Below are 26,336 nucleotides of genomic sequence, written 5' to 3' on the forward strand. Positions count from 1 at the left end.
CAGGCAGTTTCCCAGACATTACTCACCCGTCCGCCACTCGTCAGCGAAGCAGCAAGCTGCTTCCTGTTACCGTTCGACTTGCATGTGTTAGGCCTGCCGCCAGCGTTCAATCTGAGCCATGATCAAACTCTTCAATTTAAAAGTTTGATGCTCAATGAATTAAACTTCGTAATGAATTACGTGTTCACTCGTTGAGACTTGGTATTCATTTAGTGTCCGAGGACATTAAGAATCCATGTCACTTTGAGTGCCCACACAGATTGTCTGATAAATTGTTAAAGAGCAGTGCAACGCGGCTTTCGCTCACCGTTGCGAGGTGGCGTATATTACGCTTTCCTCTTTCAGAGTCAACCCTGATTTTCAGGATTTTTTCTCTTCAACCGACCGGGTTATCTGTGAAGTGATTCACATCCGCCGTGTCGATGGAGGCGCATTATAGGGAGCCGCCGAGGAATGACAAGCGGAAAAATGCATTTTTATTTCAACCGCTCACCTTTTCGCCAAAACGCCTTATTTTTGGTGCTTTTTAATCTCTTTTGGCAGTTCTGCCAGACTAGTTATCACCCAGTCGGCTGCATTTTCTGCTTCTGTGGTGACCGGTTTACCGGTACGCACTAATACCTTGGTACCTACACCTGCCGCCGCTGCTGCCTGCATATCTTCCAGTTTATCGCCCACCATATAAGATGCGGCCATATCAATGTGCAGGAATTCCTGTGCAGAGATAAACATGCCCGGGTGTGGCTTACGGCAATCACAGGTCTGACGATACGCCTCTACACTTCCCTGCGGGTGATGCGGACAATAATAGATGCCATCAAGATCGACGCCACGATCGGCCAGAGACCAGTCCATCCATTCCGTCAGCGTCTCGAATTGCGCTTCGGTGAATTTACCCCGGGCGATACCGGACTGGTTAGTCACCACCACCAGCGCATAGCCCATCTCTTTCAACTGGCGCATGGCATCTATTACGCCCTCGATAAACTCGAACTCATCAATCTCATGGACGTAACCGTGATCCACATTAATAGTGCCGTCACGATCGAGAAAAATTGCGGGTACAGATTTTGCCACCGGTTTGCTCCTGAAAAAGTCTTGTTCAGCTAGTATCTCATGAATCGCAGCGCAATAAAGTGCTCATCGCACAGAGGTGGATTGATTTAGACGTCTGGATGCCTTAACATCCATTTTGTTTACGGTCATTCCCCGTATCTGGCAGAAGAAAATGCCACGGCTAACTTACTTACGATAAAAATAATCTAATGATTAAACTTTCCAATATCACCAAAGTGTTCCAGCAGGGGAACCGAACCATTCAGGCACTGAACAACGTCAGCCTGCATGTGCCTGCTGGTCAGATTTATGGCGTCATTGGCGCATCGGGTGCGGGTAAAAGTACGCTGATCCGTTGTGTTAACCTGCTTGAGCGCCCAACCCAGGGCAGCGTAGAAGTTGGCGGCCAGGAGCTTACCGCTCTCTCAGAAAAAGAACTCACCAAAGCGCGTCGCCAGATTGGCATGATTTTCCAGCACTTTAACCTGCTGGCATCCCGCACCGTGTTCGGCAACGTTGCCCTGCCGCTTGAGCTGGATAACACGCCGAAAGAAGAAGTTACGCGTCGCGTCACCGAACTGCTCGACCTTGTTGGTCTGGGCGACAAGCATGATAGCTACCCGGCAAATCTGTCCGGTGGGCAAAAACAGCGTGTGGCCATTGCCCGCGCGCTGGCAAGCAATCCTAAGGTGCTGCTGTGCGATGAAGCCACCAGCGCGTTAGACCCGGCCACCACGCGCTCTATTCTGGAACTGTTAAAAGACATTAACCGTCGCCTGGGCCTGACGATTCTCCTTATTACGCATGAAATGGATGTAGTGAAACGCATCTGCGACTGCGTGGCGGTCATCAGCAACGGTGAGCTGATTGAGCAGGACACGGTGAGTGAAGTCTTCTCGCACCCGAAAACGCCGCTGGCTCAGCAGTTCATTCAGTCCACACTGCATCTGGATATTCCGGAAGATTATCTGGAACGTTTAAAAACAGACGCAACGCCTGACAGCGTCCCGATGCTGCGCATGGAGTTCACGGGCCAGTCCGTTGACGCACCGCTGCTGTCCGAAACCGCGCGTCGCTTTAACGTGAATAACAACATTATTAGCGCGCAGATGGACTACGCCGGTGGCGTGAAGTTCGGCATTATGCTGACGGAAATGCACGGCACACAGGAAGAAACCCAGGCGGCAATTGCCTGGCTGCAAGAACATCACGTAAAAGTAGAGGTACTGGGTTATGTCTGAGCCGATGATGTGGCTACTGGTTCGCGGCGTTTGGGAAACGCTGGCAATGACCTTCGTATCGGGCTTCTTTGGTTTTGTGATTGGGCTGCCGGTCGGCGTGCTGCTGTACGTTACGCGCCCGGGTCAAATTATTGAAAACGCGAAGCTGTATCGTACGCTCTCTGCGCTGGTGAACATTTTCCGGTCTATTCCGTTCATTATTCTGCTGGTGTGGATGATTCCGTTTACGCGCGTGATCGTCGGGACGTCGATTGGTTTGCAGGCAGCTATTGTCCCGCTGACCGTAGGCGCGGCACCGTTTATCGCCCGTATGGTGGAAAACGCCCTGCTGGAAATCCCAACCGGCCTGATCGAAGCTTCCCGCGCTATGGGTGCGACGCCAATGCAGATCGTTCGCAAAGTTCTGCTGCCAGAGGCGCTGCCTGGGCTGGTGAACGCAGCAACCATCACGCTTATCACCCTGGTCGGTTATTCCGCAATGGGCGGCGCCGTAGGTGCTGGCGGTTTAGGCCAGATTGGATATCAGTACGGCTATATTGGCTATAACGCTACCGTAATGAATACCGTTCTGGTATTGCTGGTTGTGCTGGTTTACTTAATTCAATTCTCTGGCGATCGTATCGTCCGGGCTGTTACGCATAAATAACGTTACAAACAACACAAACTCGACGAGTTAAGGATATAACATGGCGTTTAAATTTAAGACCTTCGCAGCAGTAGGCGCACTGATTGGCTCGCTGGCACTGGTGGGTTGCGGTCAGGACGAAAAAGATCCAAACCACATCAAAGTAGGCGTTATCGTCGGTGCAGAACAGCAGGTTGCTGAGGCCGCGCAGAAAATCGCTAAAGAGAAATATGGCCTGGACGTTGAACTGGTGACTTTCAACGATTACGTTCTGCCGAACGAAGCGCTGAGCAAAGGCGACATTGACGCTAACGCCTTCCAGCATAAACCGTACCTGGATCAGCAGATCAAAGATCGCGGCTACAAACTGGTTGCTGTCGGTAACACCTTCGTTTACCCGATTGCCGGTTACTCCAAGAAAATTAAATCTCTGGATGAACTCCAGCCGGGTTCACAGGTTGCCGTCCCTAACGACCCAACCAACCTTGGCCGTTCCCTGCTTCTGCTACAGAAAGTGGGCCTGATTAAACTGAAAGAAGGCGTTGGCTTGTTACCGACCGTTCTGGACGTAACCGAAAACCCGAAAAATCTGAAAATTGTTGAGCTGGAAGCACCACAGCTGCCACGTTCTCTGGACGATGCGCAGATCGCCCTGGCCGTGATCAACACCACTTACGCCAGCCAGATCGGCCTGACCCCAGCGAAAGATGGTATCTTCGTTGAAGATAAAGATTCCCCGTACGTCAACCTGATCGTGACTCGCGAAGACAACAAAGACGCGGAGAATGTGAAGAAATTCATACAGGCATATCAGTCTGAAGAAGTGTACCAGGAAGCCAATAAGGTGTTTAACGGCGGCGCGGTTAAAGGCTGGTAATCTCCCGGCAGTGTAATATCATCAAGACGGGCGTTTGCCCGTCTTGTCATTTGTGCGGTCAACTGCTTCAATATCTGACGTTTTGATTATCCACTGAGGAATTATTATGCGTGCTTTACCGATCTGTCTTTTAGCACTGATGCTGAGCGGCTGTTCTATGCTAAGCAGATCTCCTGTTGAACCTGTTCAAAGCACTGCAACCCCGCCAAAAGCGGAGCCAGCAAAACCGAAAGCGCCTCGCGCTGCGCCGGTACGTATTATTACCAAAGCCGACGAGCTGGTCGGTAAGCCATTCCGTGAACTGGGCGAAGTGAGCGGCGAATCCTGCCAGGCAACGAATCAGGACTCCCCACCTAATATTCCGACAGCCCGCAAGCGTATGCAAATCAACGCGTCGAAAATGAAAGCCAACGCGGTGCTGCTGCACAGCTGCGAAGTCACCAGCGGCACACCAGGTTGCTATCGCCAGGCGGTATGTATCGGTTCTGCGCTTAATATTACGGCGAAATGAGTTCATTTCAGTTCGAGCAGATAGGCGTTATTCGCTCCCCTTATAAAGAAAAGTTCGCCGTGCCGCGTCAGCCGGGTCTGGTCATTAACGGCGGCGGCGAGCTTCATCTTGTCGCGCCGTATAATCAGGCCGATGCAGTGCGCGGGCTTGAGGCGTTCAGCCATTTATGGGTGGTCTTTGTATTTCACCAGACCATGGAAGGCGGCTGGCGTCCCACCGTGCGTCCGCCTCGTCTGGGCGGAAATGCCAGAATGGGTGTCTTTGCCACCCGCTCAACCTTTCGTCCCAACCCCATCGGGATGTCGCTGGTCGAGCTGAAAGGCATACGTTGTCAGAAAGATCAGGTGATCCTGGAGTTAGGTAGCCTTGACCTGGTTGATGGCACGCCGGTCATAGATATTAAGCCTTACCTGCCCTTCGCCGAAGCGCTGCCGGATGCCCGGGCAAGCTATGCTCAGGACGCACCGCAGGCAGATATGGCGGTTCACTTCACGTCTGAAATTACAACGCAAATCAGCGAGCTGGAAAAGCGTTATCCTCGCCTGCGTGACTTTATCGTTGAAGTGCTGGCCCAGGACCCCCGTCCCGCCTACCGCAAAGAAGAGGAAGCCGGGAATACGTACGCCGTCTGGCTGCTGGACTTTAACGTGCGCTGGCGCGTGACTGCGGCGGGTTTTGAAGTGTTTGCCCTGGAACCCAGGTAATTTTGTTCTCCTCTCTTTTGGCATCTTTGCCACACTGGTAAACTAAACCACTTTTTTTGTGTCAGGCTGGTGTTTCAGCCTGTTCCAATCGTCGAAATGGAACCGTAACAACATGCGTACTAGCCAATATCTGCTCTCCACTCTGAAGGAGACACCTGCCGACGCCGAGGTGATCAGCCACCAGCTGATGCTGCGCGCCGGGATGATCCGCAAGCTGGCCTCCGGGTTATACACCTGGCTGCCGACCGGCGTGCGCGTCCTGAAAAAAGTCGAAAACATCGTGCGTGAAGAGATGAACAACGCCGGTGCTATCGAGGTGTTAATGCCGGTCGTTCAGCCCTCTGAACTGTGGCAGGAGAGCGGTCGCTGGGAGCAGTACGGTCCTGAACTGCTGCGTATTGCCGATCGTGGCGATCGTCCATTCGTTCTCGGCCCAACGCATGAAGAAGTGATCACCGACCTGATCCGTAACGAGCTGAGCTCTTACAAACAGCTGCCGCTGAACTTCTTCCAGATCCAGACTAAGTTCCGTGACGAAGTGCGTCCACGCTTTGGCGTCATGCGTTCTCGCGAGTTCCTGATGAAAGATGCTTACTCTTTCCATACTTCTCAGGAATCGCTGCAAGAGACCTACGACAAAATGTACGCGGCCTACAGCAAAATCTTCTCCCGCATGGGGCTGGATTTCCGTGCTGTACAGGCTGATACCGGTTCAATCGGCGGTAGCGCCTCCCATGAATTCCAGGTTCTGGCGCAGAGCGGCGAAGACGATGTGATCTTCTCTGACTCCTCTGATTACGCCGCGAACATCGAATTTGCAGAAGCGCTGGCACCGAAAGAACCACGCGGCGCGGCAACGCAAGAGATGACGCTGGTTGATACGCCAAACGCGAAAACTATCGCCGAGCTGGTTGAGCAGTTTACTCTGCCGATCGAAAAAACCGTGAAAACCCTGCTGGTGAAATCGGCTGAAGGTAGCGCTTATCCACTGGTTGCCCTGCTGGTACGAGGCGATCACGAGCTGAACGAAGTGAAAGCCGAGAAGCTGCCGCAGGTTGCCAGCCCGCTGACCTTCGCAACGGAAGCGGAGATCCGCGCCGTGGTGAATGCAGGTCCTGGTTCTCTGGGTCCGGTGAACATGCCTGTTCCGGTGGTCATTGACCGCACCGTTGCGGCGATGAGCGACTTCGCTGCGGGCGCAAACATCGACGGTAAACACTACTTCGGCATCAACTGGGATCGTGACGTGGCGACGCCGGAAGTGGCTGACATCCGTAACGTGGTCGCAGGCGATCCAAGCCCGGACGGCAAGGGTACCCTGATGATCAAACGCGGTATCGAAGTAGGCCACATCTTCCAGCTGGGCGATAAGTACTCGCGCGCAATGAACGCTGCCGTTCAGGGCGAAGATGGCCGTAACCAGGTTCTGACCATGGGCTGCTACGGCATTGGCGTAACGCGCGTTGTTGCTGCCGCTATCGAGCAGAACTATGACGAACGCGGAATCGTCTGGCCGGATAACATCGCGCCGTTCCAGGTGGCGATCCTGCCAATGAACATGCACAAGTCTTACCGCGTGCAGGAGCTGGCTGAGAAACTCTACGCTGAGCTGAGCGCGAAAGGTATCGACGTGCTGATGGATGACCGTAAAGAGCGTCCTGGCGTGATGTTTGCTGACATGGAACTGATCGGTATTCCACACACCATCGTCATTGGCGACCGTAACCTCGACAGCGACGAGATTGAATACAAATACCGTCGCAACGGCGAAAAACAGATGATCAAGACGGGAGATATTCTTGATTACCTGGTGAAAGCCATCAAAGGTTAAGAAACAAAAAACCCCGCCAGTGCGGGGTTTTTTAATGGCTATATCTTATTTGCTTTCGCAGTCTTTCCCCGCAGCAAACTTCGCATCTTTATCTGCCACCAGCGTTTTCACCAGCTCGCCGCTATCCGGGTTTGGCTCCAGCGTAAAATGCCCTTCAACCGTCAGCAACACTGGCTTACTGTCGTTGCCGCGCGCGACGGCATAGTCTCGCTCCAGCTGGGCATTGTTCGCCACGCTGACTTTCTTCCCGGTTGCACAGTCAGTGAAGATCGCCGCATCCGCCATGTAGAAATACATCCCTCGCATCGCCATTGGGGTGGCTGGCAGGGTCGCTTTCACCGGGGCCAACGTGTAGTTGAACTGGGATTCAATCGGATTGCCTTCGCGATCGAGCATCTCCATCCCCTCGCCTTTGGCGCGGAAGAAGGTTTTATCGCCCGTGGTATCCGTCAATACCAGCTTCTCAGCCGTACGCGCCCATGTTCCGTAAGATGCAAAAGAAGACGGTTCTTTCGCCCCCTGGTAACGCTGGTTCATGACCCAGGTGCCATCTTTTTGCAGGAACAGAGAGGTTTCGATGCCCTCGCAATCTGCACACGGTAATACGCCGCGCCAGCTTTGCTGCATCGGCTTTAATTCTTCATTTTGCGTTGGCTGTAGTACCTGCGTTTCTGAACGGTTATTACAGCCAAAAAGCGCGAACAGGCTTGTCACGGCCAGCGCTGATAATAATGCTTTTTTCACAATACTTTCCTTATGAAAAAGGGTATCCCTTTCGTCACATTATGGGTGACTGACTTTGCCACGCAGTGATTTTACGGTGGATTTCTGCGCCTTCGATGACAACCGACGTTCTTTCGATGCCCGCGTTGGACGTGTTGCCCGGCGACTTTTCTGTACAGCCGTCAGCTCTTTAATGACCGCGACCAGCCGGGCTATTGCCGCTTCCCGGTTAAGCTCCTGGCTGCGATACTCCTGCGCTTTAATCACCATCACACCCTCGCTGGTGATCAGGTGATGGCTGGCGGCAAGCAGGCTTTCTTTATAATACTCTGGCAGGCTGGAGGCCCGAATGTCAAAGCGCAAATGGATAGCCGTTGAGGCCTTGTTAACGTGCTGTCCCCCTGCTCCCTGGGCCCGGATGGCGGTGATCTCCAGCTCGTTATCAGGGATGCTGACGTTTCGGGACAATACAATCATGATGCGGGCTGCCAGGCTGTGAGATGAATTTCCAGATTATTCTGAGAATCGGAAAGCCAGATGGCGCCGTCCTGAATCGTCGCCTGTAGCGCCATCGTCCGGCTGGCGAACGCACTCAGCTGCGCCAGCTGTTCATCATCCAGATACCAGACGGTAAGATTTTTGAACTGCGCACATTTATTTTTATTTTGTTGCCACCAGATCTCCGCCGCTCGCTGGTTGTAGGCAAACAACGCCACTTCAGCAGACTGGGTGCAGGCCTTTTTGATCCGGCGTTCATCCGGCAGGCCAAGCTCAATCCATAAATCGATACCCAGATGATCGTTGCGCAGCCAGGCTTCCGGTTCATCTTCCGCGCTTAAACCACGGGTAAATTGCAGACGCTCGTCGGCATACTTAATCCACGCCAGCAGGCGCAGCATCATGCGCTCCTGGGTTTCAGAAGGGTGACGCGCCAGCGTCAATGACGCATCCAGAAACTGGTTACGGTCAAGATCCGCCACATTGACCACAGCTTTATAAATTGTCGCTTTCAGCGCCATGAGAGAACTCCTTTCGAATCAGGCGTACATTGTAGCGAAAACCGCGGCAAAAGGCTGTTACGAGGTGGTGTCTCCCTCTTATCAAGGCGCTGATAATGCTTAAATGAGTATGGTATAGTCACCTTGCTAAACCGAGTTTAACTTCGTAGGCTTAATGATATCTCACAGTAAGTCAGTACGCTGGCAGGAGGTGATGTGAATAATTATTGTGAGTTGATTCGCAGACGGTATGCGGAGATCGCCAGCGGAGATCTGGGGTACATTCCGGATGCGTTGGGCTGTGTATTGAACGTGCTAAATGAAGTGGCCTCTGATGAGAGCCTTTCTGAATCGGTTAGGGAAAAAGCAGCGTATGCTGCGGCGAATTTACTGGTGAGCGATTATGTCGATGAATGATACCTATCAACCCATCAATTGTGATGACTATGACAACCTCGAACTCGCCTGCCAGCATCATTTAATACTGACGCTGGAGTTAAAAGATGGCGAAGTGCTAAAGGCAAAGGCCAGCGATCTGGTTTCCCGTAAAAATGTGGAATACCTGGTTGTGGAAGATGCAGGTGCAACGCGTGAGCTACGCCTCGACAAAATTGCCAGTTTCAGCCATCCGGAAATCGGCACCGTTGTGGTGAGCGAATCCTGATAACCAACGGGCAGCCAGGCTGCCCGTTACGCTTTCCATTCAAAATTAACACCCGCTTCAGCCCACCCCTCTTCAGTGATGAACACCTCTGCCGCCGCGATGAGCGTGTCGCCGTAAAACAGAAGCGGCGTGGTATCACGTCGCCAGGGCGGAACGTTCTGTTCCTGCCAGATTTTCTTCAGCTTACGCCCGCCGTTACGACCGACGATATGCAGCATGCCGCTGGTCCTGAAGCGTATGGTAACGTTCTCGTCCGGCTCAGGTAGACGCACATTGCCCGAATGGCTTAACGCAACGACACCGGCATTCATCGGTAGCGTTAATGCTTTTTCCGGCGACGGCCAGTCGAGCACAACGTCAGCCAGCGACGGCACAGATTTCACCCACCAGAGTTGCCCTTTATAGCGCCTGACGTCATAACCATTCAGGTGTATACACGGGGCGGCATCTTCCCTCGCCTGTGCAACTTCCTCCCAGATACGGTTGAGCATCGCCCGGGACGGCATAACCGCACGGTGGTAAGCCAGCCAGCGACGAATCAGAGCAGCCCGACGCAGAGGGCTCATCACTTTCAATGGCGCAATGTTCAGGGCACCGTCAGCGGTAATCAGCGTATCCAGCTCCTCGCTCAGCAACTCATCCAGCAAGCTTTCCTGTTCAGCACACAGCATGGCGCTTCTGGCCACCGCTTCGGAAAAATGGGCCCAGCGCTCACTCAGCAGCGGTAAGACGCGCAGGCGCAGGAAGTTACGGTCGTAGCTGTCGTCCTGATTGCTCTCGTCTTCAATCCAGCACAGATGATGCTGCTGCGCCCAGGCTTCCAGTGATGCGCGCGTCTCACCCAGTAGTGGGCGGATGAGCTCTGTTTCAGCAAAATCAGCGCGCTCAGGCATGGCAGATAACCCCGCAGGCCCGCTGCCCCTCTTGAGCGCCAGTAAAAACGTCTCGCACTGGTCGTCCAGATGCTGCGCGGTGACCAACGCTTCCCCTTGCTGTAATGCGCCGGAAAACGCGGCGTAGCGGGCTTTCCGCGCCTGCGCCTCAATACCCAGCCCCTCATCCTCAAGCGTGACGCGTTCAACGATCAGCGGGATTGCCCACCCTGAGCACACCGCTTCGCAGTGCGCCACCCAGTCGTCGGCATGGGGGCTTAAGCCGTGATGGATATGCATCGCCCGCAGCTGGACGTCAGGCTCACGGTCGCGCCAGAGCTTAAGGCGGTGCAGCAAAACGGTGGAATCCAGGCCACCGCTGAACCCCACCAGCAGCTGGCGATAGGGTGAAACGGCGTGCGCGATAGCGGGTAAGGTCATAGGAAATTACACATAAAAAATGCCCGAACTGAACGGGCATTATCACACATGACGGCGATTACTGCTGGTAAAGCTCCAGCGGCAGCCCGTCCGGATCGTTGAAAAAAGTGAAACGTTTATCGGTAAAGGGATCGACACGAATCGCTTCGCAGGCCACGCCGTGGGCTTCCAGATGTTTTACCGCGCTGTCCAGGTCATCGACGCTGAAGGCCAGGTGGCGCAGGCCGCAGGCTTCCGGGCGTGAAGGACGCGCTGGCGGGAAAGGAAAAGAGAACAGTTCAATCACATATTGTCCGTTTAACGCCAGATCGCCTTTCCAGGAGTCGCGCTCCTCACGGTAAGCCTCGCTCAACAGCGTAAAGCCGAGAACGTCGCAGTAGAATGCCTTACTTTTCGCGTAATCGGTGGCAATGATCGCAATATGATGAACCGCTTTTAAACCCAGCATAGTTTCTCCTTTTTATGATGCTCTGAACGTTACAACCGACAACCCGCCCCTGGCAAGCAGACCCTTTTATTTTAGGACTCTCACCCAGTACACGCCGTTATCATCGCGTTTCGCGCCATGAATGTCCGTTTCAAAGCCCGGATAGTGGCGCCCTACCGAACAGAGCATCAGCAGGAAATCGAGCACCGCCCGGCTCTCCTCGGTGATCATTTCACCCGGCATCAGCAGCGGCACGCCCGGCGGATAAGGCAGGATCATGTTGGCCGATACCCGCCCGACCAGGTTCTCCAGCTCAACGGTTTCAACCTCCCCTTTCACCTGGCGCTGCCACGCCCTGTGCGGCGTCAGCTTCATTTCAGGCAGAACATCAAATGCCTGCAACATCAGGCGCGGCAGATCGTGCTGGCGGATCAGCCTGTGGATCCCCTGGGCCAGATCCTGAATACGCATATTGCGATAGAAGTCAGGATCTTCCGCGTAGAGATCCGGCAGCATATTCTTCACCCGCAGGTTCAGATCATATGCACGCTTAAACTCCATCAGTCCGCGCAACAGCCCCATCGCGCGGGTTTTATCGATCCCGATGCTGAACAGGAACAGCAAATTATAGGGGCCGGTTTTCTCCACCACCACGCCGCGCTCATCAAGGAACTTCGCCACCAGCGCAGCCGGGATCCCTTCCTCACCCATCACGCCCTGCTCATCCATGCCCGGCGTCAGGATCGTCACCTTAACCGGATCGAGGAACATGTGGTCCGCATCGGCATCCCGAAAACCGTGCCAGCTCTCCCCCGGCGCGACGGGCCAGCATTCTGCCTCATCAATCTCTTCCGGCTGCCAGATATCAAAGAACCAGCCGTCCGCTTCATCTTTAAGTCGCTGAACCTCTTTTCGGAAATGCAGCGCCCGTTCCACCGAACGATTGATCAGGCGTTTACCCGGATTACCGCGCAGCATCGCCGCCGCCGTTTCGATGGACGCCACCAGCGGGTAGCTCGGCGACGTGGTCGTGTGCATCATAAAGGCTTCGTTGAAGGTGTCCTCGTCGTACTCGCCCTTGATGTGAATAAGAGACGCCTGGGAAAACGCGGCCAGCATTTTGTGCGTCGACTGCGTTTCGAAGAACACCTTGCCCGGCACCCGCTCGCCGCTCATCCCACTTTTACCCGAGTAAATCGGGTGGAAATTGGTGTAAGGCACCCACGCGGAGTCAAAGTGGATCGACGGCACGTCGAGCGTCTGCTTGATCCAGTTCGTGTTGTAAAGCAGCCCGTCATAGGTGGAGTTGGTGATCACCGCGTGCACAGGCCAGCTTGCCTCGGGGATCGCCGCGATCTTATTTTCAATGGCTTCATGCGCGAATTCACGGCGAGGAATGCCGCCGAGAATACCCAGCGCATTACGCGTAGGCGACAGCCAGAGCGGCACCACGTCGCTCATCATCAGCAAATGCGCCAGTGATTTATGGCAGTTGCGGTCAATCAGCAGCGTACTGCCGGCAGGCGCGGCGTACATCCCGACGATTTTGTTCGAGGTTGAGGTACCGTTGGTCACCATGTAGCTTTGCTCGGCGCCAAAGGTCCGGGCGATGTACTCTTCGGCTTCCAGATGCGGGCCGGTATGATCCAGCAGAGAGCCTAACTCGGTGACCGAAATCGACACATCCGCCTTCAGCGTGTTACCGCCAAAGAAATCGTAGAACAGACATCCCACCGGGCTTTTTTGATAGGCTGTTCCCGCCATGTGGCCTGGCGTACAGAAGGTGTACTTCCCTTCATTCACATAGGTGAACAGCGCGCGCGTGAACGGCGGTGTGATGTTATCGAGGTATTCACCGGTGTACTGCTGAATGCGGGTCGCAATGTCCTCGGCAACGCCGAGTGAGTATTCGAAGAACCACAGTGCCATACGCATATCATGCGCGCTCACGTCCATGGTCGAGTGAGTGTTGATAAACGCGTACAGCGGAAGATATTCGTTGAGCTTATTGATATCGCTGCACAACTCCATGTCGTATTCGTCCCAGTCGAATATCACGCCACAGATGCGCGGATTGTGTTCGATAAATTTCAGCAGGTCGGCGCTGTTTTGCGGCCAGATCAGCTGGTATCCACGTGCTTTAAGGGCTTGCTCCAGCTCCTTGATGGGTTCGTCTTTATAAAAGACGCCGTGTGGCCCCATGATGGCAATGATGTTCATGGTTTACCTCCTTGAAAAACATCAGATAAGCATAGTTAAGGTAAACGGCAGGTATAAAAAAAGCCGCAACAATGTGCGGCTTTTAGGATAATTGTGAGGCTTACGCGTAACCGTAGGTCATCAGACGCTGATAACGACGGTTGAGCAGATCTTCTGTGCTCAGCACGTCCAGGTCCGCCAGATCTGCCAGCAGCTGCGCTTTCAGGGAAGCAGCCATCACTTCCGGCTTACGATGCGCGCCGCCCAGCGGTTCAGGGATAACGGTGTCGATCAGCTTCAGCTCTTTCAGACGTGGGGCAATGATGCCCATCGCTTCAGCAGCCAGCGGCGCTTTATCGGCACTTTTCCACAGAATGGAGGCACAGCCTTCCGGAGAGATAACGGAATAGGTACTGTATTGTAGCATATTCACTTTATCGCCCACGCCAATTGCCAGCGCACCGCCGGACCCACCTTCACCGATAACGGTACAGATGACCGGCACTTTCAGGCGAGACATCTCGCGCAGGTTGCGTGCGATAGCTTCAGACTGACCGCGCTCTTCAGCGCCAACACCCGGGTAAGCCCCTGGCGTGTCGATGAAGGTGATGATCGGCATATTGAAACGCTCAGCCATCTCCATCAGACGCAGGGCCTTACGGTAGCCTTCTGGTGCTGGCATACCGAAGTTACGACGGATTTTCTCTTTGGTTTCACGGCCTTTCTGATGACCAATGATCATCACCGGACGTCCGTCCAGACGCGCGATACCGCCGACGATAGCTTTATCGTCAGCGTATGCGCGGTCGCCTGCCAGTTCGTCAAATTCGTCAAACGCCAGGCGGACATAATCCAGGGTGTACGGACGCTGTGGATGACGCGCCAGCTGGGCGATCTGCCATGCGCCGAGATCGGCAAAGATTTTGCGCGTCAGTTCTACGCTTTTTTCGCGCAGACGATGCACTTCTTCGTCGATGTTAATATCCAGTTTTTCATCCTGACGGCTCACGGCTGTCAGAGAATCGATTTTCGCTTCCAGCTCTGCAATCGGCTGTTCGAAATCAAGGAAATTCAGACTCATAGTATTCCTGTATTAGTCAAACTCCAGTTCCACCTGCTCCGAACCAATGAGGCCACGGAGATCGTTCAGTAAACGATCGCTCGGAGAGACACGCCACGTTGCACCAAAGCGCAACCGCGCACGTGCATCCGCCCTCTGATAGTAGAGATGTACTGGAATGGTCCCCGAGCGGTGGGGTTCCAGAGACTGACGGAGTCGGTTTAAAAGCTGGTCATCAATTTGCCTGTCCGTCAGCGAGATAGCAAGCCCGCGAGCATATTTTTCCCGGGCTTCGTCAATGTCCATCACTTCGCGGGCGGTCATTTTAAGCCCCCCGCTGAAGTCATCAAAGCTGACCTGTCCGCTGACGATAAGTATGCGGTCTTTTTCCAGCAATTGCTGGTATTTATCCAGCGCGTCGGTGAACAACATCACCTCCAGACGCCCGGAACGGTCATCCAGGGTACAGATGCCGATACGATTGCCGCGCTTGGTGACCATTACCCTTGCAGCAATCACGAGCCCCGCAGCCGTGGTGATTTTACCACGTTCTGTCGGATGCATGTCTTTAAGCCTGTGGCCGCCGACATAGCGCTCAATTTCTTTCAGATACTGGTTGATCGGGTGCCCCGTCAGGTACAGGCCTAACGTCTCACGCTCCCCATCCAGCACCACCTGTTCTGGCCAGGGCTGGCAGTTGGAATAAGACTGCTCAATCTGCTCTGGCTCTTCCGCCAGCACGCCGAACATATCTGCCTGGCCAATGGCTTCCGCTTTCGCGTGCTGATCGGCTGCTTTCAGCGCATCGCCGAGCGAGTTCATCAGCGCGGCGCGGTGTGGCCCCAGCCGATCAAACGCGCCGGACATGATCAGTTTTTCCAGCACCCGGCGGTTCAGTTTTTTGGTATCGGTGCGGGCGCACAGATCGAACAGCTCGCGGAAATAGCCGCCGTTGTTACGCGCTTCGATGATCGCCTCGATCGGCCCCTCACCTACGCCCTTGATCGCGCCGATCCCATAGACGATTTCCCCGTCATCGTTAACGTGGAAATGGTACAGGCCAGAGTTAATATCCGGCGGCAGGATCTTCAGCCCCATGCGCCAGCACTCGTCCACCAGGCCAACCACCTTCTCGGTGTTGTCCATATCGGCGGTCATTACCGCCGCCATAAACTCAGCGGGATAGTGAGCCTTCAGCCACAGCGTTTGATACGAAACCAAAGCATAGGCGGCGGAGTGGGATTTGTTAAATCCGTACCCGGCGAATTTCTCCACCAGGTCGAAGATTTTCATCGCCAGTTCGCCATCGACGCCGTTTTTCTTCGCCCCATCCTCAAAGATGGAACGTTGCTTGGCCATCTCTTCCGGCTTTTTCTTACCCATCGCACGACGCAGCATGTCTGCGCCGCCAAGGGTATAATCAGAAAGCACCTGGGCGATCTGCATGACCTGTTCCTGATACAGAATGATGCCATAGGTTGGCTCCAGTACCGGTTTCAGGCTTTCATGCTGCCACTGCACGTCCGGGTAGGAAATCTCTTCGCGCCCGTGTTTACGGTCGATAAAGTTATCTACCATCCCCGACTGCAACGGCCCCGGACGGAACAGGGCCACCAGCGCGATCATATCTTCGAAGCAGTCTGGTTGCAGACGCTTAATCAAATCTTTCATGCCGCGGGATTCAAGCTGGAAGACGGCTGTCGTCTCCGAGCGTTGCAGCATGTCGAAACTTTTCTTGTCATCAAGCGGGATAGCCGCGATATCCAGCGGCGGTTCGCCGTTCTTCTCGCGACGGGCGTTGATCATCTCCAGCGCCCAGTTGATGATGGTCAGCGTACGCAGGCCGAGGAAGTCGAACTTCACCAGCCCGGCGTATTCTACGTCGTTCTTGTCGAACTGGGTGACCGGATGCTGGCCCGCTTCATCGCAGTACAGCGGCGCAAAGTCGGTGATTTTGGTCGGGGCGATAACCACACCCCCCGCATGCTTACCGGCGTTACGCGTGACGCCTTCCAGCTTGCGCGCCATGTCGATCAGCGCTTTGACCTCTTCGTCGGCTTCGTAGATTTCCGGCAGCTGAGGTTCAGCTTCAAAGGCTTTCGCCAGAGTCATGCCCGGATCGGGCGGCACCAGCTTAGAGATACGATCGACAAAACCGTACGGGTGGCCCAGAACGCGGCCCACATCGCGGATAACCGCTTTCGCGGCCATCGTACCGAAGGTGATGATCTGCGAAACCGCATCACGACCATACATATCGGCCACGTGCTCAATCACCTGGTCGCGTTTTTCCATGCAGAAGTCGACGTCAAAGTCGGGCATGGAGACACGTTCCGGGTTGAGGAAACGTTCGAACAGCAGGTCAAATTCCAGCGGATCGAGATCGGTAATTTTCAGGGCATACGCCACCAGCGAGCCGGCACCAGAACCACGGCCCGGACCTACCGGCACGCCGTTATCCTTCGACCACTGGATGAACTCCATCACGATTAGGAAGTAGCCTGGGAACCCCATCTGGTTGATCACCTGGAGTTCAATATCCAGGCGCTCGTCATATTCAGGACGTTTCTCTTTACGGACCGCTTCATCCGGGAAGAGGAATTCCAGACGCTCTTCCAGACCCTCTTTCGATTTCATGACCAGGAAATCTTCGGTGGTCATGTCTCCCGTCGGGAACTGCGGCAGGAAGTATTCGCCGAGACGCACGGTGACGTTACAGCGCTTGGCAATCTCTACGCTGTTTTCCAGCGCTTCCGGGATGTCCGAGAAGAGCTCACACATCTCCTCTTCGCTGCGCATGTACTGCTGCGATGAGTAGTTGCGCGGACGTTTCGGATCGTCGAGGGTGAAGCCGTCGTGGATGGCGACGCGAATTTCATGCGCGTCAAAATCACCCGCCTCAAGGAAGCGCACATCGTTGGTGGCCACTACAGGCAGGCCACGCACTTCCGCGAGGGCGACGGCCGCATGCAGGTAGCTCTCTTCATCCGCACGCCCGGTACGGATCAGCTCCAGGTAATAACGATCCGGGAAATACTCTTCGTAGAACGAGACGCACTGATCCACCAGCGCGTTATTACCGCGTAGCAGACATTTGCCGACATCCCCCATACGGCCACCGGAGATCAGCAGCAAACCTTCGTTCAGCTCCGCCAGCCAGTCGCGGTCAATCCATGGACCCAGTGCGCCGTAACCGCGTTGGTAGGCTTTTGAGATCAGCAGAGTGAGGTTCTGATAACCCGTGTTATTCATGGCTAACACGGAAATTTGCGTCATCTCATCGCCGAGCAGGTCGCTCTGCACATGAAAATCCGCGCCGACGATGGGCTTTAATCCTGCGCCATGCGCCGTTCCGTAGAACTTCACCAGGCCACACAGGTTGGTAAAATCGGTGATCGCCAGCGCAGGCATGCCAAGCGAGGCCGCCTTTTTTACCAGCGGCCCGGTCTTTGCCAGCCCATCGATCATGGAGTAGTCGCTATGCACCCGCAGGTGTACGAAACGTGGTTCAGCCATCTTCAAATCCCGCGTTACTTAATTGCTTGCGTCTTGATTCAGGACACCAGTCCCAGCGCGCGTTTCACCGGGCCAAAGCTGCGCCGATGATGTTCAGTTGCGCCATGTTCAGCCAGCTTTTCCAGATGGAAAGCCGTTGGATATCCCTTGTGCTGGGCGAAACCATACGCGGGATAAGTGAGGTCCATCGCGGCCATTTCGGCATCGCGCGTCACTTTGGCAATGATTGACGCCGCACTGATTTCTGCGACGCGGCTATCGCCTTTAACAACAGCCATGGAAGGCATCGGCAGCGCCGGGCAACGGTTACCGTCGATCAGCACATACTCAGGCACAATCTTCAGGCCAGCAACGGCACGCTGCATCGCCAGCATGGTGGCGTGCAGAATGTTCAGATCGTCGATCTCATCCGGCTCTGCGCGCCCGAGACTCCAGGCCAGCGCCTTTTCTTTAATTTCATCGAACAGCGCCAGGCGACGCTTTTCACTCAGTTTTTTCGAGTCGTTCAGGCCAACGATCGGGCGGGCTGGATCGAGGATCACCGCCGCGGTCACAACGGCACCCACTAACGGGCCACGACCGACTTCATCCACACCGGCAACGAGGTGGGTATGGGGATAAATAAATTCCATCATTGTGCTAACTCCAGCACCGCATCGGCCGCCTGCTCATCAGCATTACAGCGGATCAGTTGATGCAGTTCACGGAAGGTATCATGCATCTGGTGGCTGGTTTTACCGTTGGCCAGCAGCGGCAGTAATGCATCAGCCAGCGCCTGCGGCTGGCATTCATCCTGCAAGAGCTCTTTCACCAGCTCGCGACCCGCAAGCAGGTTTGGCAGGGATACGTAATCTGTTTTTACCAGACGTTTTGCCAGCCAGAAGGTAAACGGCTTCATGCGATAACCGACCACCATTGGGCATTTTGCCAGCATACACTCCAGCGCAGCCGTGCCGGAAGCCAGTAGTGCGGCATCGCTCGCAAACATGGCTTGCCGCCCTTTCCCGTCCAGCAGGCGGACGTGAAGATCCGGGGCGACGTCAGCTTTGATACGCTCAAACTGCTCGCGGCGTTTGGCATTCACCAGCGGCACGACCACTTCAAGATCGGGGTAAGTCTTGCGAAGAATTTGCGCCGTTTTCAGGAAATCGGCACTGAGCATTTCAACTTCCGCACCCCGGCTCCCTGGCAGCAGCGCCAGACAGTGCACATCATGCGGGATGCCCAGTTCGTCACGCGCCGCGTTTTTATCCGGATCCAGCGGCATGGCATCCGCCATGGTATGACCGATAAAACGGCACGGGACATTAAATCTGTCGTAAAACGCTTTTTCGAAAGGCAGAAAAGCCAGCACCAGATTAGTGGATCGTCCGATTTTGAAAACGCGTTTCTGTCGCCACGCCCACACGGACGGACTGACGTAATGGATAGTTTTGATCCCCTGCTTTTTCAGGTTCCCTTCAAGGGTAATATTGAAATCAGGCGCATCAATGCCGACAAAAACATCGGGCTTGAGGTCGGTAAAGCGGCGGGTAAGGTCGGCGCGAATATGCAGCAGGCGACGCAAGCGCCCCAGCACCTCGACGATGCCCATCACAGCCAGCTCTTCCATTTCATACCAGGCTTCACAGCCTTCGGCCTGCATCAGCGGCCCAGCCACGCCCACAAAGCGAGCATTGGGTACACGGGCTTTAAGCGCGCGGATAAGACCTGCACCAAGAATATCGCCGGAGGTTTCTCCGGCGACCAGGGCGATGGTAAGCGGACGACTGTCGACCATTAACGAATCAGACCACGGGTTGAACGTTCAAAGAATTCCATGAACGTTTTCACTTCAGGGTGCTTATTCGCCAGCTCGGCAATTTCCGGCTTAGCCTCTTCCAGCGTTTTACCGCTACGGTACAGCAGTTTGTACGCGTTGCGGATGGCAGTAATCGCTTCGCGACTAAAACCACGACGCTTGAGACCTTCGATGTTCACGCCAAACGGCGTGGCATGGTTGCCCTGCGCAATCACAAACGGTGGGACGTCCTGCGCCACACCGGAGCATCCGCCGACCATCACGTGTGCACCAATGATGCAGAACTGATGGACTGCGGTCATGCCGCCAATAATGGCGAAATCATCAACCGATACGTGTCCCGCCAGCGTTGCGTTGTTGGCGAGAATACAGCGGCTACCCACGGTACAGTCGTGCGCAATATGCGCATTAACCATAAACAGGTTGTCGCTGCCCACCTTCGTCAATCCACCGCCTTGCGTTGTACCACGATGAATGGTGACGCTTTCGCGAATGCGGTTACGATCGCCGATTTCCACGCGGGTCGGTTCGCCAGCATACTTGAGATCCTGGTTAACTTCGCCGATGGAGGCGAACTGATAGATCTCATTGTTGCAGCCAATGGTGGTATGACCATTCACGACAACGTGAGATTTCAGTACTGTACCCTCACCAATTTCGACATGGGGTCCAACAATACAAAACGGGCCAATGTGGACGTTGGCACCAATGATGGCACCCGTTTCCACAATGGCGGTAGGATGAATAAAGGCGGATTTATCAATCACGTATCAGGCCTCCCGGCTACGCGCACACATCATTGTCGCTTCGCAAACAACTTTGCCGTCAACCATAGCTACGCCTTTGAAGCGAGTCAGGCCGCGACGCGTTTTTTCAAAAGTGACTTCCATGATCATTTGATCACCAGGCACGACCGGACGCTTGAAGCGCGCTTCATCGATACCCGCGAAGTAATAGAGTTCACCCGGTTCCAGTTTACCTACGCTTTTAAACGCCAGAATACCGGTAGCCTGTGCCATCGCTTCCAGGATCAATACACCCGGGAAGATAGGCTTACCAGGGAAGTGCCCCTGGAAGAACGGCTCGTTAACGGAGACATTTTTCACTGCGCGCAGAAAACGACCTTCTTCAAAATCCAGCACACGGTCTACCAGTAAAAACGGATAGCGGTGCGGCAGAAGTTCTAAAATCTCTTCAATATGCAGAGTATGAGTGTCAGTAGTCAAAATACTCTTCCTGTCAAATGTACTAAGTAGCAATAATAACACGGCCTGCCGGTTTATAAACAAAGCCGACAGGCCGGGAAATTTAGCGTTAAACGGATGAACGCTTAGTCTTGTTGATCGATTTTGCGCTCAATCGCTTTGAGTCGCTTGCTCATATCATCAATATTCATCACCAGTGCAGCTGTTTTACGCCAGACCTTGTTCGGTTGCAGCGGAATACCTGAGGAATAAACGCCAGGCTCAGTGATTGGACGCATCACCATACCCATCCCCGTCACCGTGACTTTGTCGCATATTTCCATATGGCCATTGATCACGCTGGCACCGCCAATCATGCAGTAACGGCCAATTTTCAGGCTGCCTGCCATGATAACACCACCCGCAACTGCGGTATTGTCGCCAATCACAACGTTATGTGCAATCTGGCACTGGTTGTCTATGATAACACCGTTACCAATAATGGTGTCGTCAAGCGCACCGCGGTCGATAGTTGTACAAGCGCCGATCTCCACACGATCGCCGATAATCACGCGACCCAGCTGAGGGATCTTAACCCAGTTACCCCGATCGTTGGCGTAACCAAATCCGTCAGAACCAATCACCGTGCTGGACTGAACGAGACAATTCTCGCCAATCTCAACCTCATGGTAGACAGAGACATTGGCCCACAGACGAGACCCTGCGCCAATTTTCGTATTTTTTCCAACAAAGCAGCCAGGGCCAATCACCACGTTATCACCCAAAACAACGCCGGATTCGATAACGGCGTTTGCGCCGACTGATACGTTGTTACCCAGCTGAGCCGTCGGATCAATCGCAGCACTGGCTGCAATGTTCTGTGCCGGCTGCGGCGTGGTATCAAGAATTTGGGCCATGCGCGCATAGGTCAGGTAGGGATTTTTCACTACCAGTGCAGCGCTAGTGGCAAACGGAAGATCGTCCTGCGTCAGCACAACGGCAGACGCCTGGCACTGGGCCAGGTGTTCACGGTACTTAGGGCTTACCATGAAGGTAATAGTGCCTGCTTTAGCAGATTGCATGGACGCAACAGCGGTGATGACGATATCGCCATCACCGTGTAATTCTGCATCCAACTGCTGAGCTAAATCAGCCAGTCGAATTGAAGGCATTACTTATTTAACCTGTTTCAGAACATCAGCGGTGATGTCTTTAACATCGCTGCTGTTGAATGCAACGGCGTTCGCATCAACAACCAGATCGATGCTCTGATCGGCTGCTACTGCTTTAACGGCAGACTGAATACGCGTCACCAGTTTGCCACGCTCTTCGTTAGAACGACGCTGACGATCCTGCTCGAAAGCCTGTGCTTTCTGAGAGAAGGTCTGGCGCTGAGACATGACGTCTTTTTCCAGTTTGCTGCGCTCGCTCGCTTTCATGGTGGAACCATCACGCTGAAGACGCTGCATCTTGGACTGAAGATCACCTTCCATACGTTGCAGTTCGCTCGCACGGCCTTTGAATTCGTTTTCCAGCGTTGCAGAAACACCGGTTTTCTGTGCAACCTGCTGGAACAAATTACCCATGTTGACGATTGCAATTTTATCCGCTGCCTGAGCAGAAGTTGCCATCGCTAAACCGAGACCTGCAGCTAATAACCACTTTTTCACAATTAACTCCTTACCATCCCATTGGCACCCGAGGGGTACCGTTCTTTGCGTGGCAAGGCGACCGTGTTACCGATCGCCGGTTGTCAGCGCTACACTGCCAACGCATTCCATTGCAGCGGATTATTACCAGGTTTTACCAATGTTAAACTGGAACTGCTCCGCTTTGTCTCCATCGTATTTCTTAAACGGCTGGGCGTAAGAGAAGACCAACGGCCCCAGCGGTGACATCCATTGTAATGCGATACCTGCGGACATGCGAATGTTGCTCGGATCGCTGTAGTCCGGAACCCCCGCCGCACGCATCTGGGCGGTGTTCTCCCAGTTGGTGTCCCACACCGTACCTGCATCCATAAAGAAGGAGGTACGCACGGAGTTCGCATACTTATCACTGATAAACGGCGTAGGCGTGATGAACTCGAGGCTCGCCACGGCCATAGCGTTACCACCTACTGCGTCATCAGAGCTACATACTTGCTTAGGATCACGGCTTGCGCAGTTATCTTCGTCATTACCGCCGTAATAAACCGCTTTCGGACCAATGTTATTGGACTGGAAGCCACGCACGGTGCTTGAACCACCGGCGTAGAAGTTTTCATAGAACGGCAGTTCTTTGCTTCCAATACCGTCACCATAACCCCAACGGGTACGACCCAGAACAACCCACTTGTGATCTTCATCAATTGGGAAGTAGGACGCCGTATCCAGCGTGACCTTGTAGAACTCGTTATCCGAGCCCGGGATAGTCACTTTACCGTTCAGGTTGACGCGTGAACCTTCCGTCGGGAAGTAGCCACGGTCAAGACGGTTGTAGGTCCAACCGTAGTTGAAGGTGAAGTCATCCGCGGCGAAACCGTTGTCATCGCTGGACGTACTCGCCGACTGACCGATGGAGTCCAGGTAACGCCACATCGCCACCTGCGGTTGCATGTTGGACAGGTCGTTATGCACGTACCCTAAACCTGCGCGCAAGGTGTTGTATTCGTTAACCGGGAAGCCAAGCGTACCATCCAGACCGTAACTCTTGTTGGTATACGAGGAGAGGTCCGCGTCGTCCGCTTTAAAGTCGTTATAGAAGATACGACCGCCCAGGCTTACACCGTCAACGGTGAAGTATGGGTTGGTAACGGAAAACTCAGAGTAGGTCTGGTAGTCGTTTTTCGTCCCGTTGATACCGACAGAGTAGCCCGTACCCAGCCAGTTATCCTGCTGAACACCGACCTGGAAGCTCACGCCACTTTCAGTACCGTAACCAATACCGAAGTTGAAGCTACCGGTATTACGTTCTTTAACTTTATAAACAACATCAACCTGATCCGGACGACCTGGTACACGCTGAGTATCGGTATCGACCGTTTCGAAGTAGCCCAGACGGTTCAGACGCTCTTTACCCTGATCTACCAGATCGCTTCCCAGCCATGCCCCTTCCATCTGGCGCATTTCACGGCGCAGAACGGAGTCTTTAGAGGTATCGTTACCTTCGAAGCGGATCTTACGCACGTAGAAGCGGTTGCCCGCATCAACGTTAACGTGCAGCTTAACGGTTTTATCCGTGTCGTTAATTTCCGGCTGCGTTTGCACACGCGGATACGCATAACCATAACGGCCGAGCAGCTTCTTAATGCTGTCTTCCATTTTGGTGACTTTAGATCCGCTGTACAGATCGCCCGGCTGAATTTTGGTCAGAGATTCAATTTCAGCTGAATGTCCTGCCAGATTGCCGCTGACTTCAACACCCGAAAGCGTGTACTTATCGCCTTCTGTGATGTTAACGGTAATGTAGATACCTTTCTTGTCCGGAGTCAGACTCACCTGAGTTGAATCGATGTTGAAACGGGCGTAACCGCGATCCAGATAGTAGCTGCGCAGGGTTTCAAGGTCACCCGCCAGTTTCTGTTTCTGGTATTTACGATCGCCTACCACGTTCCACCACGGCACTTCGTCACGCAGCTGGAAGTTGGAGATCAGTTCGTCGGTGCTGAACGCGTGGTTACCCACGATGTTGATCTGCTGGATCTTCGCAGAAACACCTTCCTGGAAGACCAGTTTCAGGTCAACACGGTTACGTGGCAGCGGTGTAACAACCGCTTTAACGCTCGCGCTGTATTTACCGACGCTGTAGTAGAAATCTTCCAGACCTTTTTCAATGTCTGCAAGGGTTGTGCGGTCCAGAGATTCCCCCACACGAACACCCGATGCCTCAAGGTTCTGCTTGAGCATGTCGTCTTTCACCGATTTGTTACCGGAGAAAGTGATGCTGGCAATCGTTGGACGTTCTTTTACCTGAACCACCAGCGTATCACCATCGCGCAGGACGCGGACGTCCTCAAAGTTGCCAGTGGCAAACAGAGCACGGATGGTGTTACTGATATCTTCATCATTAACCGTATCGCCGGGGCGCACAGGCATACTGAGGAGGGCCGCACCAACGGCGACACGCTGAAGGCCTTCGAAATGAATATCTTTCACTACGAACCCGTCAGCACCGTATACGGTCGCGCTGCTAAACAGCAGCGACGCTATGAGCAACTTTTTCATCGCCATCGTTATTATGCGTTCTTCCTAACTAACTCTCTTACAACCGAGAGAAATCATTGAAAAGTGCAAGCCCCATTAACAGCACCAGCAAAATCGAGCCAATGCGATAACTAAAGTCTTGAACTCGCTCGGATACCGGTCCGCCTTTTAGCTTTTCAATCGCTAAAAACAGCAGATGGCCCCCATCTAATACGGGAAGCGGGAACAGGTTGATTATCCCCAGGTTCACGCTAATCAGCGCAAGGAACATGAGATAGTAAATCACCCCGAACTCCGCTGACATCCCAGCCCCCTGAGCAATCGAAATTGGCCCACTGAGGTTGTTCAGTTTCACATCACCGGTTATCAATTTCCCCAACATGTTGACCGTAAGCTTCATCAGCTGCCATGTTTTATCCGTGGCCTCAACGATGGCGCTAAACGGCCCATACTGGCGTATTGTCTTGTACTCATCTGGCAGTGGGATCACTTTCGGCACAACGCCTGCAAACCCTTCCGCCTTACCGCCGCCCGATTTGGTATCCGGGGTGAGAGTCAGTGAGAGCGAACTCCCCTGCCTTTCCACTTCCAGCGCGAGCGGCTTGCCTGGATTATCGCGCACCAGAGTAACAAAGGTCATCCATTGTGTTAATGGCTGACCATCGACTTTAACGATCCTGTCACCCGCTTGTAAACCTGCTTTACTCGCTGCCGATTTGGCCTGTACTTCGGCTAATACCGGCTCGATCTGCGCGCCGCGCGGTCGAATCCCGAGTGCGGCGACAGGGTCCTCTTTGTCTGGCTCAAAGCGCCAGTGGCGTAAATCCAGCACTTTTTCCTGCCGCTGGTCGGAACCAAATGGCGATACGCTGACGGTTGTCTGCTCATCACCAATTTTGGCAACCAGTTGTAACCTCACGGCATCCCAATCAGGGGTTTCGATACCATCAATCGCTTTAAGTTCCATTCCCGGTGTAATTTGCGCCGTTGCCGCAATAGAACCCGTAGTGATTTCGCCCACGACCGGGCGCACGCCAGGCACGCCGATGATAAACACCAGCCAGTAAGCGAAGATAGCGAAGATGAAATTGGCTACCGGGCCGGCAGCGATGATGGCAGCACGTTGTCCAACAGTTTTATTGTTAAACGCGCTATGGCGAAGTTCCGGGGCGACAGGCTCAACGCGTTCGTCGAGCATTTTGACATAGCCGCCCAGGGGAATCAGAGCAATGACAAACTCGGTGCCATGCTTATCGGTGCGCTTCCAGAGCGATTTGCCAAAGCCAATCGAGAATCGCTCCACCCGCACACCACAGCGCTGGGCAACCCAGAAATGGCCAAATTCATGCACGGTAATCAGTACACCCAGTGCAACAATGAACGCCGCCAGATTCCAGAGAATGCTCAGCATAAAACCTTCCG

At 54.0% G+C, this 26,336-nt stretch carries 26 protein-coding genes; 9 read left to right on the forward strand and 17 right to left on the reverse strand.

Annotated elements, in window-relative coordinates; all coding sequences use genetic code 11:
* Positions 1-195, forward strand: a 195-nt coding sequence (locus tag SK54_RS22705) for a hypothetical protein (RefSeq protein WP_219810707.1), incomplete at its 5' end; no start/stop codon positions are given.
* 315 nt (positions 196-510) lie between these two features.
* Here the strand turns inward: SK54_RS22705 and gmhB are convergent.
* Positions 511-1,077, reverse strand: coding sequence for a D-glycero-beta-D-manno-heptose 1,7-bisphosphate 7-phosphatase (gene gmhB / locus SK54_RS19160; protein ID WP_017694475.1), 567 nt, complete (start codon positions 1,075-1,077; stop codon positions 511-513).
* A gap of 188 nt (positions 1,078-1,265) precedes the next feature.
* Between gmhB and metN the strand changes: the two genes are divergently transcribed.
* The 6 genes from metN (at position 1,266) to proS (ending at position 6,845) form a co-directional block, all read left to right on the forward strand.
* The gene (gene metN / locus SK54_RS19165) at positions 1,266-2,297 is read left to right on the forward strand and encodes a methionine ABC transporter ATP-binding protein MetN (RefSeq protein WP_006810022.1); all 1,032 of its coding nucleotides are present in this window, start codon (positions 1,266-1,268) and stop codon (positions 2,295-2,297) included.
* Positions 2,290-2,943: a methionine ABC transporter permease MetI gene (locus tag SK54_RS19170; RefSeq protein ID WP_003856130.1), complete on the forward strand. Its 654-nt coding sequence runs from the start codon at positions 2,290-2,292 to the stop codon at positions 2,941-2,943. The genes metN and SK54_RS19170 overlap by 8 nt, the downstream gene beginning before the upstream one ends.
* Before the next feature lie 40 nt (positions 2,944-2,983).
* Positions 2,984-3,799, forward strand: a complete 816-nt coding sequence (gene metQ, locus SK54_RS19175; protein ID WP_003856132.1) for a methionine ABC transporter substrate-binding lipoprotein MetQ — start codon at positions 2,984-2,986, stop codon at positions 3,797-3,799.
* Between the two features lie 106 nt (positions 3,800-3,905).
* On the forward strand, positions 3,906-4,310 hold the full coding sequence (rcsF, locus tag SK54_RS19180) for an Rcs stress response system protein RcsF (protein WP_003856133.1): 405 nt from the start codon (positions 3,906-3,908) through the stop codon (positions 4,308-4,310).
* Positions 4,307-5,014 (forward strand): tRNA (N6-threonylcarbamoyladenosine(37)-N6)-methyltransferase TrmO, encoded by a 708-nt coding sequence (gene tsaA / locus SK54_RS19185; protein ID WP_017694476.1) that lies wholly within the window; start codon positions 4,307-4,309, stop codon positions 5,012-5,014. Before rcsF ends, tsaA begins: the two co-directional genes overlap by 4 nt.
* 112 nt (positions 5,015-5,126) lie before the next feature.
* The gene (gene proS / locus SK54_RS19190; protein WP_003856138.1) at positions 5,127-6,845 is read left to right on the forward strand and encodes a proline--tRNA ligase; all 1,719 of its coding nucleotides are present in this window, start codon (positions 5,127-5,129) and stop codon (positions 6,843-6,845) included.
* Positions 6,846-6,890: 45 nt separating this feature from the next.
* On the opposite strand, the gene nlpE is transcribed toward proS, so the two are convergent.
* From nlpE to SK54_RS19205, 3 genes are read right to left on the reverse strand one after another with little or no spacing between them, the layout of a single operon-like run.
* Entirely contained in the window at positions 6,891-7,589 is a 699-nt protein-coding gene (gene nlpE / locus SK54_RS19195) for an envelope stress response activation lipoprotein NlpE (protein ID WP_017383734.1), read from the reverse strand.
* Positions 7,590-7,628: 39 nt separating this feature from the next.
* A complete protein-coding gene (gene arfB / locus SK54_RS19200; protein ID WP_017383735.1) occupies positions 7,629-8,045 on the reverse strand; it encodes an alternative ribosome rescue aminoacyl-tRNA hydrolase ArfB in 417 nt (138 codons plus the stop codon).
* Positions 8,042-8,587, reverse strand: coding sequence for a YaeQ family protein (locus tag SK54_RS19205; RefSeq protein WP_003856144.1), 546 nt, complete (start codon positions 8,585-8,587; stop codon positions 8,042-8,044). Before SK54_RS19205 ends, arfB begins: the two co-directional genes overlap by 4 nt.
* A 195-nt stretch (positions 8,588-8,782) precedes the next feature.
* On the opposite strand from SK54_RS19205, the gene SK54_RS19210 reads away from it, so the two are divergent.
* Both SK54_RS19210 and rof read left to right on the forward strand, forming a co-directional pair.
* Complete coding sequence (locus tag SK54_RS19210) at positions 8,783-8,983, forward strand: YaeP family protein (RefSeq protein WP_003856146.1); 201 nt, start codon at positions 8,783-8,785, stop codon at positions 8,981-8,983.
* On the forward strand, positions 8,970-9,230 hold the full coding sequence (gene rof, locus SK54_RS19215; RefSeq protein WP_003856148.1) for a Rho-binding antiterminator: 261 nt from the start codon (positions 8,970-8,972) through the stop codon (positions 9,228-9,230). Before SK54_RS19210 ends, rof begins: the two co-directional genes overlap by 14 nt.
* Positions 9,231-9,256: 26 nt before the next feature.
* Here rof and tilS read toward each other — a convergent pair whose 3' ends face one another.
* From tilS to rseP, 13 genes are all read right to left on the reverse strand, one after another.
* Positions 9,257-10,543 carry a tRNA lysidine(34) synthetase TilS gene (gene tilS / locus SK54_RS19220; protein ID WP_017383736.1) on the reverse strand — a complete coding sequence of 429 codons (1,287 nt, stop codon included), beginning with the start codon at positions 10,541-10,543 and terminating at the stop codon, positions 9,257-9,259.
* Positions 10,544-10,601: 58 nt separating this feature from the next.
* A complete protein-coding gene (locus SK54_RS19225; RefSeq protein ID WP_003856151.1) occupies positions 10,602-10,991 on the reverse strand; it encodes a VOC family protein in 390 nt (129 codons plus the stop codon).
* A 66-nt stretch (positions 10,992-11,057) separates the two neighbouring features.
* On the reverse strand, positions 11,058-13,190 hold the full coding sequence (locus SK54_RS19230) for a lysine decarboxylase LdcC (protein ID WP_015572729.1): 2,133 nt from the start codon (positions 13,188-13,190) through the stop codon (positions 11,058-11,060).
* 100 nt (positions 13,191-13,290) lie between these two features.
* Positions 13,291-14,250, reverse strand: a complete 960-nt coding sequence (gene accA, locus SK54_RS19235) for an acetyl-CoA carboxylase carboxyl transferase subunit alpha (RefSeq protein ID WP_003856154.1) — start codon at positions 14,248-14,250, stop codon at positions 13,291-13,293.
* A gap of 12 nt (positions 14,251-14,262) precedes the next feature.
* Positions 14,263-17,745 carry a DNA polymerase III subunit alpha gene (gene dnaE, locus SK54_RS19240; protein ID WP_048247793.1) on the reverse strand — a complete coding sequence of 1,161 codons (3,483 nt, stop codon included), beginning with the start codon at positions 17,743-17,745 and terminating at the stop codon, positions 14,263-14,265.
* A 38-nt stretch (positions 17,746-17,783) separates the two neighbouring features.
* Positions 17,784-18,380: a ribonuclease HII gene (gene rnhB / locus SK54_RS19245; RefSeq protein WP_048247795.1), complete on the reverse strand. Its 597-nt coding sequence runs from the start codon at positions 18,378-18,380 to the stop codon at positions 17,784-17,786.
* Positions 18,377-19,525, reverse strand: coding sequence for a lipid-A-disaccharide synthase (gene lpxB, locus SK54_RS19250; RefSeq protein ID WP_003856161.1), 1,149 nt, complete (start codon positions 19,523-19,525; stop codon positions 18,377-18,379). The genes rnhB and lpxB overlap by 4 nt, the downstream gene beginning before the upstream one ends.
* Complete coding sequence (gene lpxA, locus SK54_RS19255; RefSeq protein WP_003856164.1) at positions 19,525-20,313, reverse strand: acyl-ACP--UDP-N-acetylglucosamine O-acyltransferase; 789 nt, start codon at positions 20,311-20,313, stop codon at positions 19,525-19,527. Before lpxA ends, lpxB begins: the two co-directional genes overlap by 1 nt.
* Positions 20,314-20,316: 3 nt before the next feature.
* Positions 20,317-20,772 (reverse strand): 3-hydroxyacyl-ACP dehydratase FabZ, encoded by a 456-nt coding sequence (fabZ, locus tag SK54_RS19260; protein WP_003856165.1) that lies wholly within the window; start codon positions 20,770-20,772, stop codon positions 20,317-20,319.
* A 104-nt stretch (positions 20,773-20,876) separates the two neighbouring features.
* A complete protein-coding gene (gene lpxD, locus SK54_RS19265) occupies positions 20,877-21,902 on the reverse strand; it encodes a UDP-3-O-(3-hydroxymyristoyl)glucosamine N-acyltransferase (RefSeq protein ID WP_015572726.1) in 1,026 nt (341 codons plus the stop codon).
* Positions 21,903-21,905: 3 nt separating this feature from the next.
* Complete coding sequence (gene skp / locus SK54_RS19270) at positions 21,906-22,400, reverse strand: molecular chaperone Skp (RefSeq protein WP_006810039.1); 495 nt, start codon at positions 22,398-22,400, stop codon at positions 21,906-21,908.
* 123 nt (positions 22,401-22,523) lie between these two features.
* A complete protein-coding gene (gene bamA / locus SK54_RS19275; protein ID WP_003856172.1) occupies positions 22,524-24,941 on the reverse strand; it encodes an outer membrane protein assembly factor BamA in 2,418 nt (805 codons plus the stop codon).
* 31 nt (positions 24,942-24,972) lie between these two features.
* On the reverse strand, positions 24,973-26,325 hold the full coding sequence (gene rseP / locus SK54_RS19280; protein ID WP_048247797.1) for a sigma E protease regulator RseP: 1,353 nt from the start codon (positions 26,323-26,325) through the stop codon (positions 24,973-24,975).
* Between the last annotated feature and the right edge of the window lie 11 nt (positions 26,326-26,336).

Origin of the sequence: Enterobacter sp. MGH120 (assembly GCF_001037725.1) — a bacterium.
Taxonomy (GTDB): Bacteria; Pseudomonadota; Gammaproteobacteria; order Enterobacterales; family Enterobacteriaceae; genus Enterobacter; species Enterobacter hormaechei_C.

Coding starts and splice junctions, on each gene's coding strand:
- tsaA (WP_017694476.1), top strand. CDS start 4,307: ATGAGTTCATTTCAGTTCGAGCAGATAGGCGTTATTCGCTCCCCTTAT.
- SK54_RS19205 (WP_003856144.1), bottom strand. CDS start 8,587: ATGGCGCTGAAAGCGACAATTTATAAAGCTGTGGTCAATGTGGCGGAT.
- proS (WP_003856138.1), top strand. CDS start 5,127: ATGCGTACTAGCCAATATCTGCTCTCCACTCTGAAGGAGACACCTGCC.
- tilS (WP_017383736.1), bottom strand. CDS start 10,543: ATGACCTTACCCGCTATCGCGCACGCCGTTTCACCCTATCGCCAGCTG.
- rseP (WP_048247797.1), bottom strand. CDS start 26,325: ATGCTGAGCATTCTCTGGAATCTGGCGGCGTTCATTGTTGCACTGGGT.
- SK54_RS19170 (WP_003856130.1), top strand. CDS start 2,290: ATGTCTGAGCCGATGATGTGGCTACTGGTTCGCGGCGTTTGGGAAACG.
- metN (WP_006810022.1), top strand. CDS start 1,266: ATGATTAAACTTTCCAATATCACCAAAGTGTTCCAGCAGGGGAACCGA.
- lpxB (WP_003856161.1), bottom strand. CDS start 19,525: ATGGTCGACAGTCGTCCGCTTACCATCGCCCTGGTCGCCGGAGAAACC.
- rof (WP_003856148.1), top strand. CDS start 8,970: ATGTCGATGAATGATACCTATCAACCCATCAATTGTGATGACTATGAC.
- metQ (WP_003856132.1), top strand. CDS start 2,984: ATGGCGTTTAAATTTAAGACCTTCGCAGCAGTAGGCGCACTGATTGGC.
- bamA (WP_003856172.1), bottom strand. CDS start 24,941: ATGGCGATGAAAAAGTTGCTCATAGCGTCGCTGCTGTTTAGCAGCGCG.
- rcsF (WP_003856133.1), top strand. CDS start 3,906: ATGCGTGCTTTACCGATCTGTCTTTTAGCACTGATGCTGAGCGGCTGT.
- SK54_RS19230 (WP_015572729.1), bottom strand. CDS start 13,190: ATGAACATCATTGCCATCATGGGGCCACACGGCGTCTTTTATAAAGAC.
- dnaE (WP_048247793.1), bottom strand. CDS start 17,745: ATGGCTGAACCACGTTTCGTACACCTGCGGGTGCATAGCGACTACTCC.
- accA (WP_003856154.1), bottom strand. CDS start 14,250: ATGAGTCTGAATTTCCTTGATTTCGAACAGCCGATTGCAGAGCTGGAA.
- SK54_RS19225 (WP_003856151.1), bottom strand. CDS start 10,991: ATGCTGGGTTTAAAAGCGGTTCATCATATTGCGATCATTGCCACCGAT.
- rnhB (WP_048247795.1), bottom strand. CDS start 18,380: ATGATGGAATTTATTTATCCCCATACCCACCTCGTTGCCGGTGTGGAT.
- lpxD (WP_015572726.1), bottom strand. CDS start 21,902: ATGCCTTCAATTCGACTGGCTGATTTAGCTCAGCAGTTGGATGCAGAA.
- arfB (WP_017383735.1), bottom strand. CDS start 8,045: ATGATTGTATTGTCCCGAAACGTCAGCATCCCTGATAACGAGCTGGAG.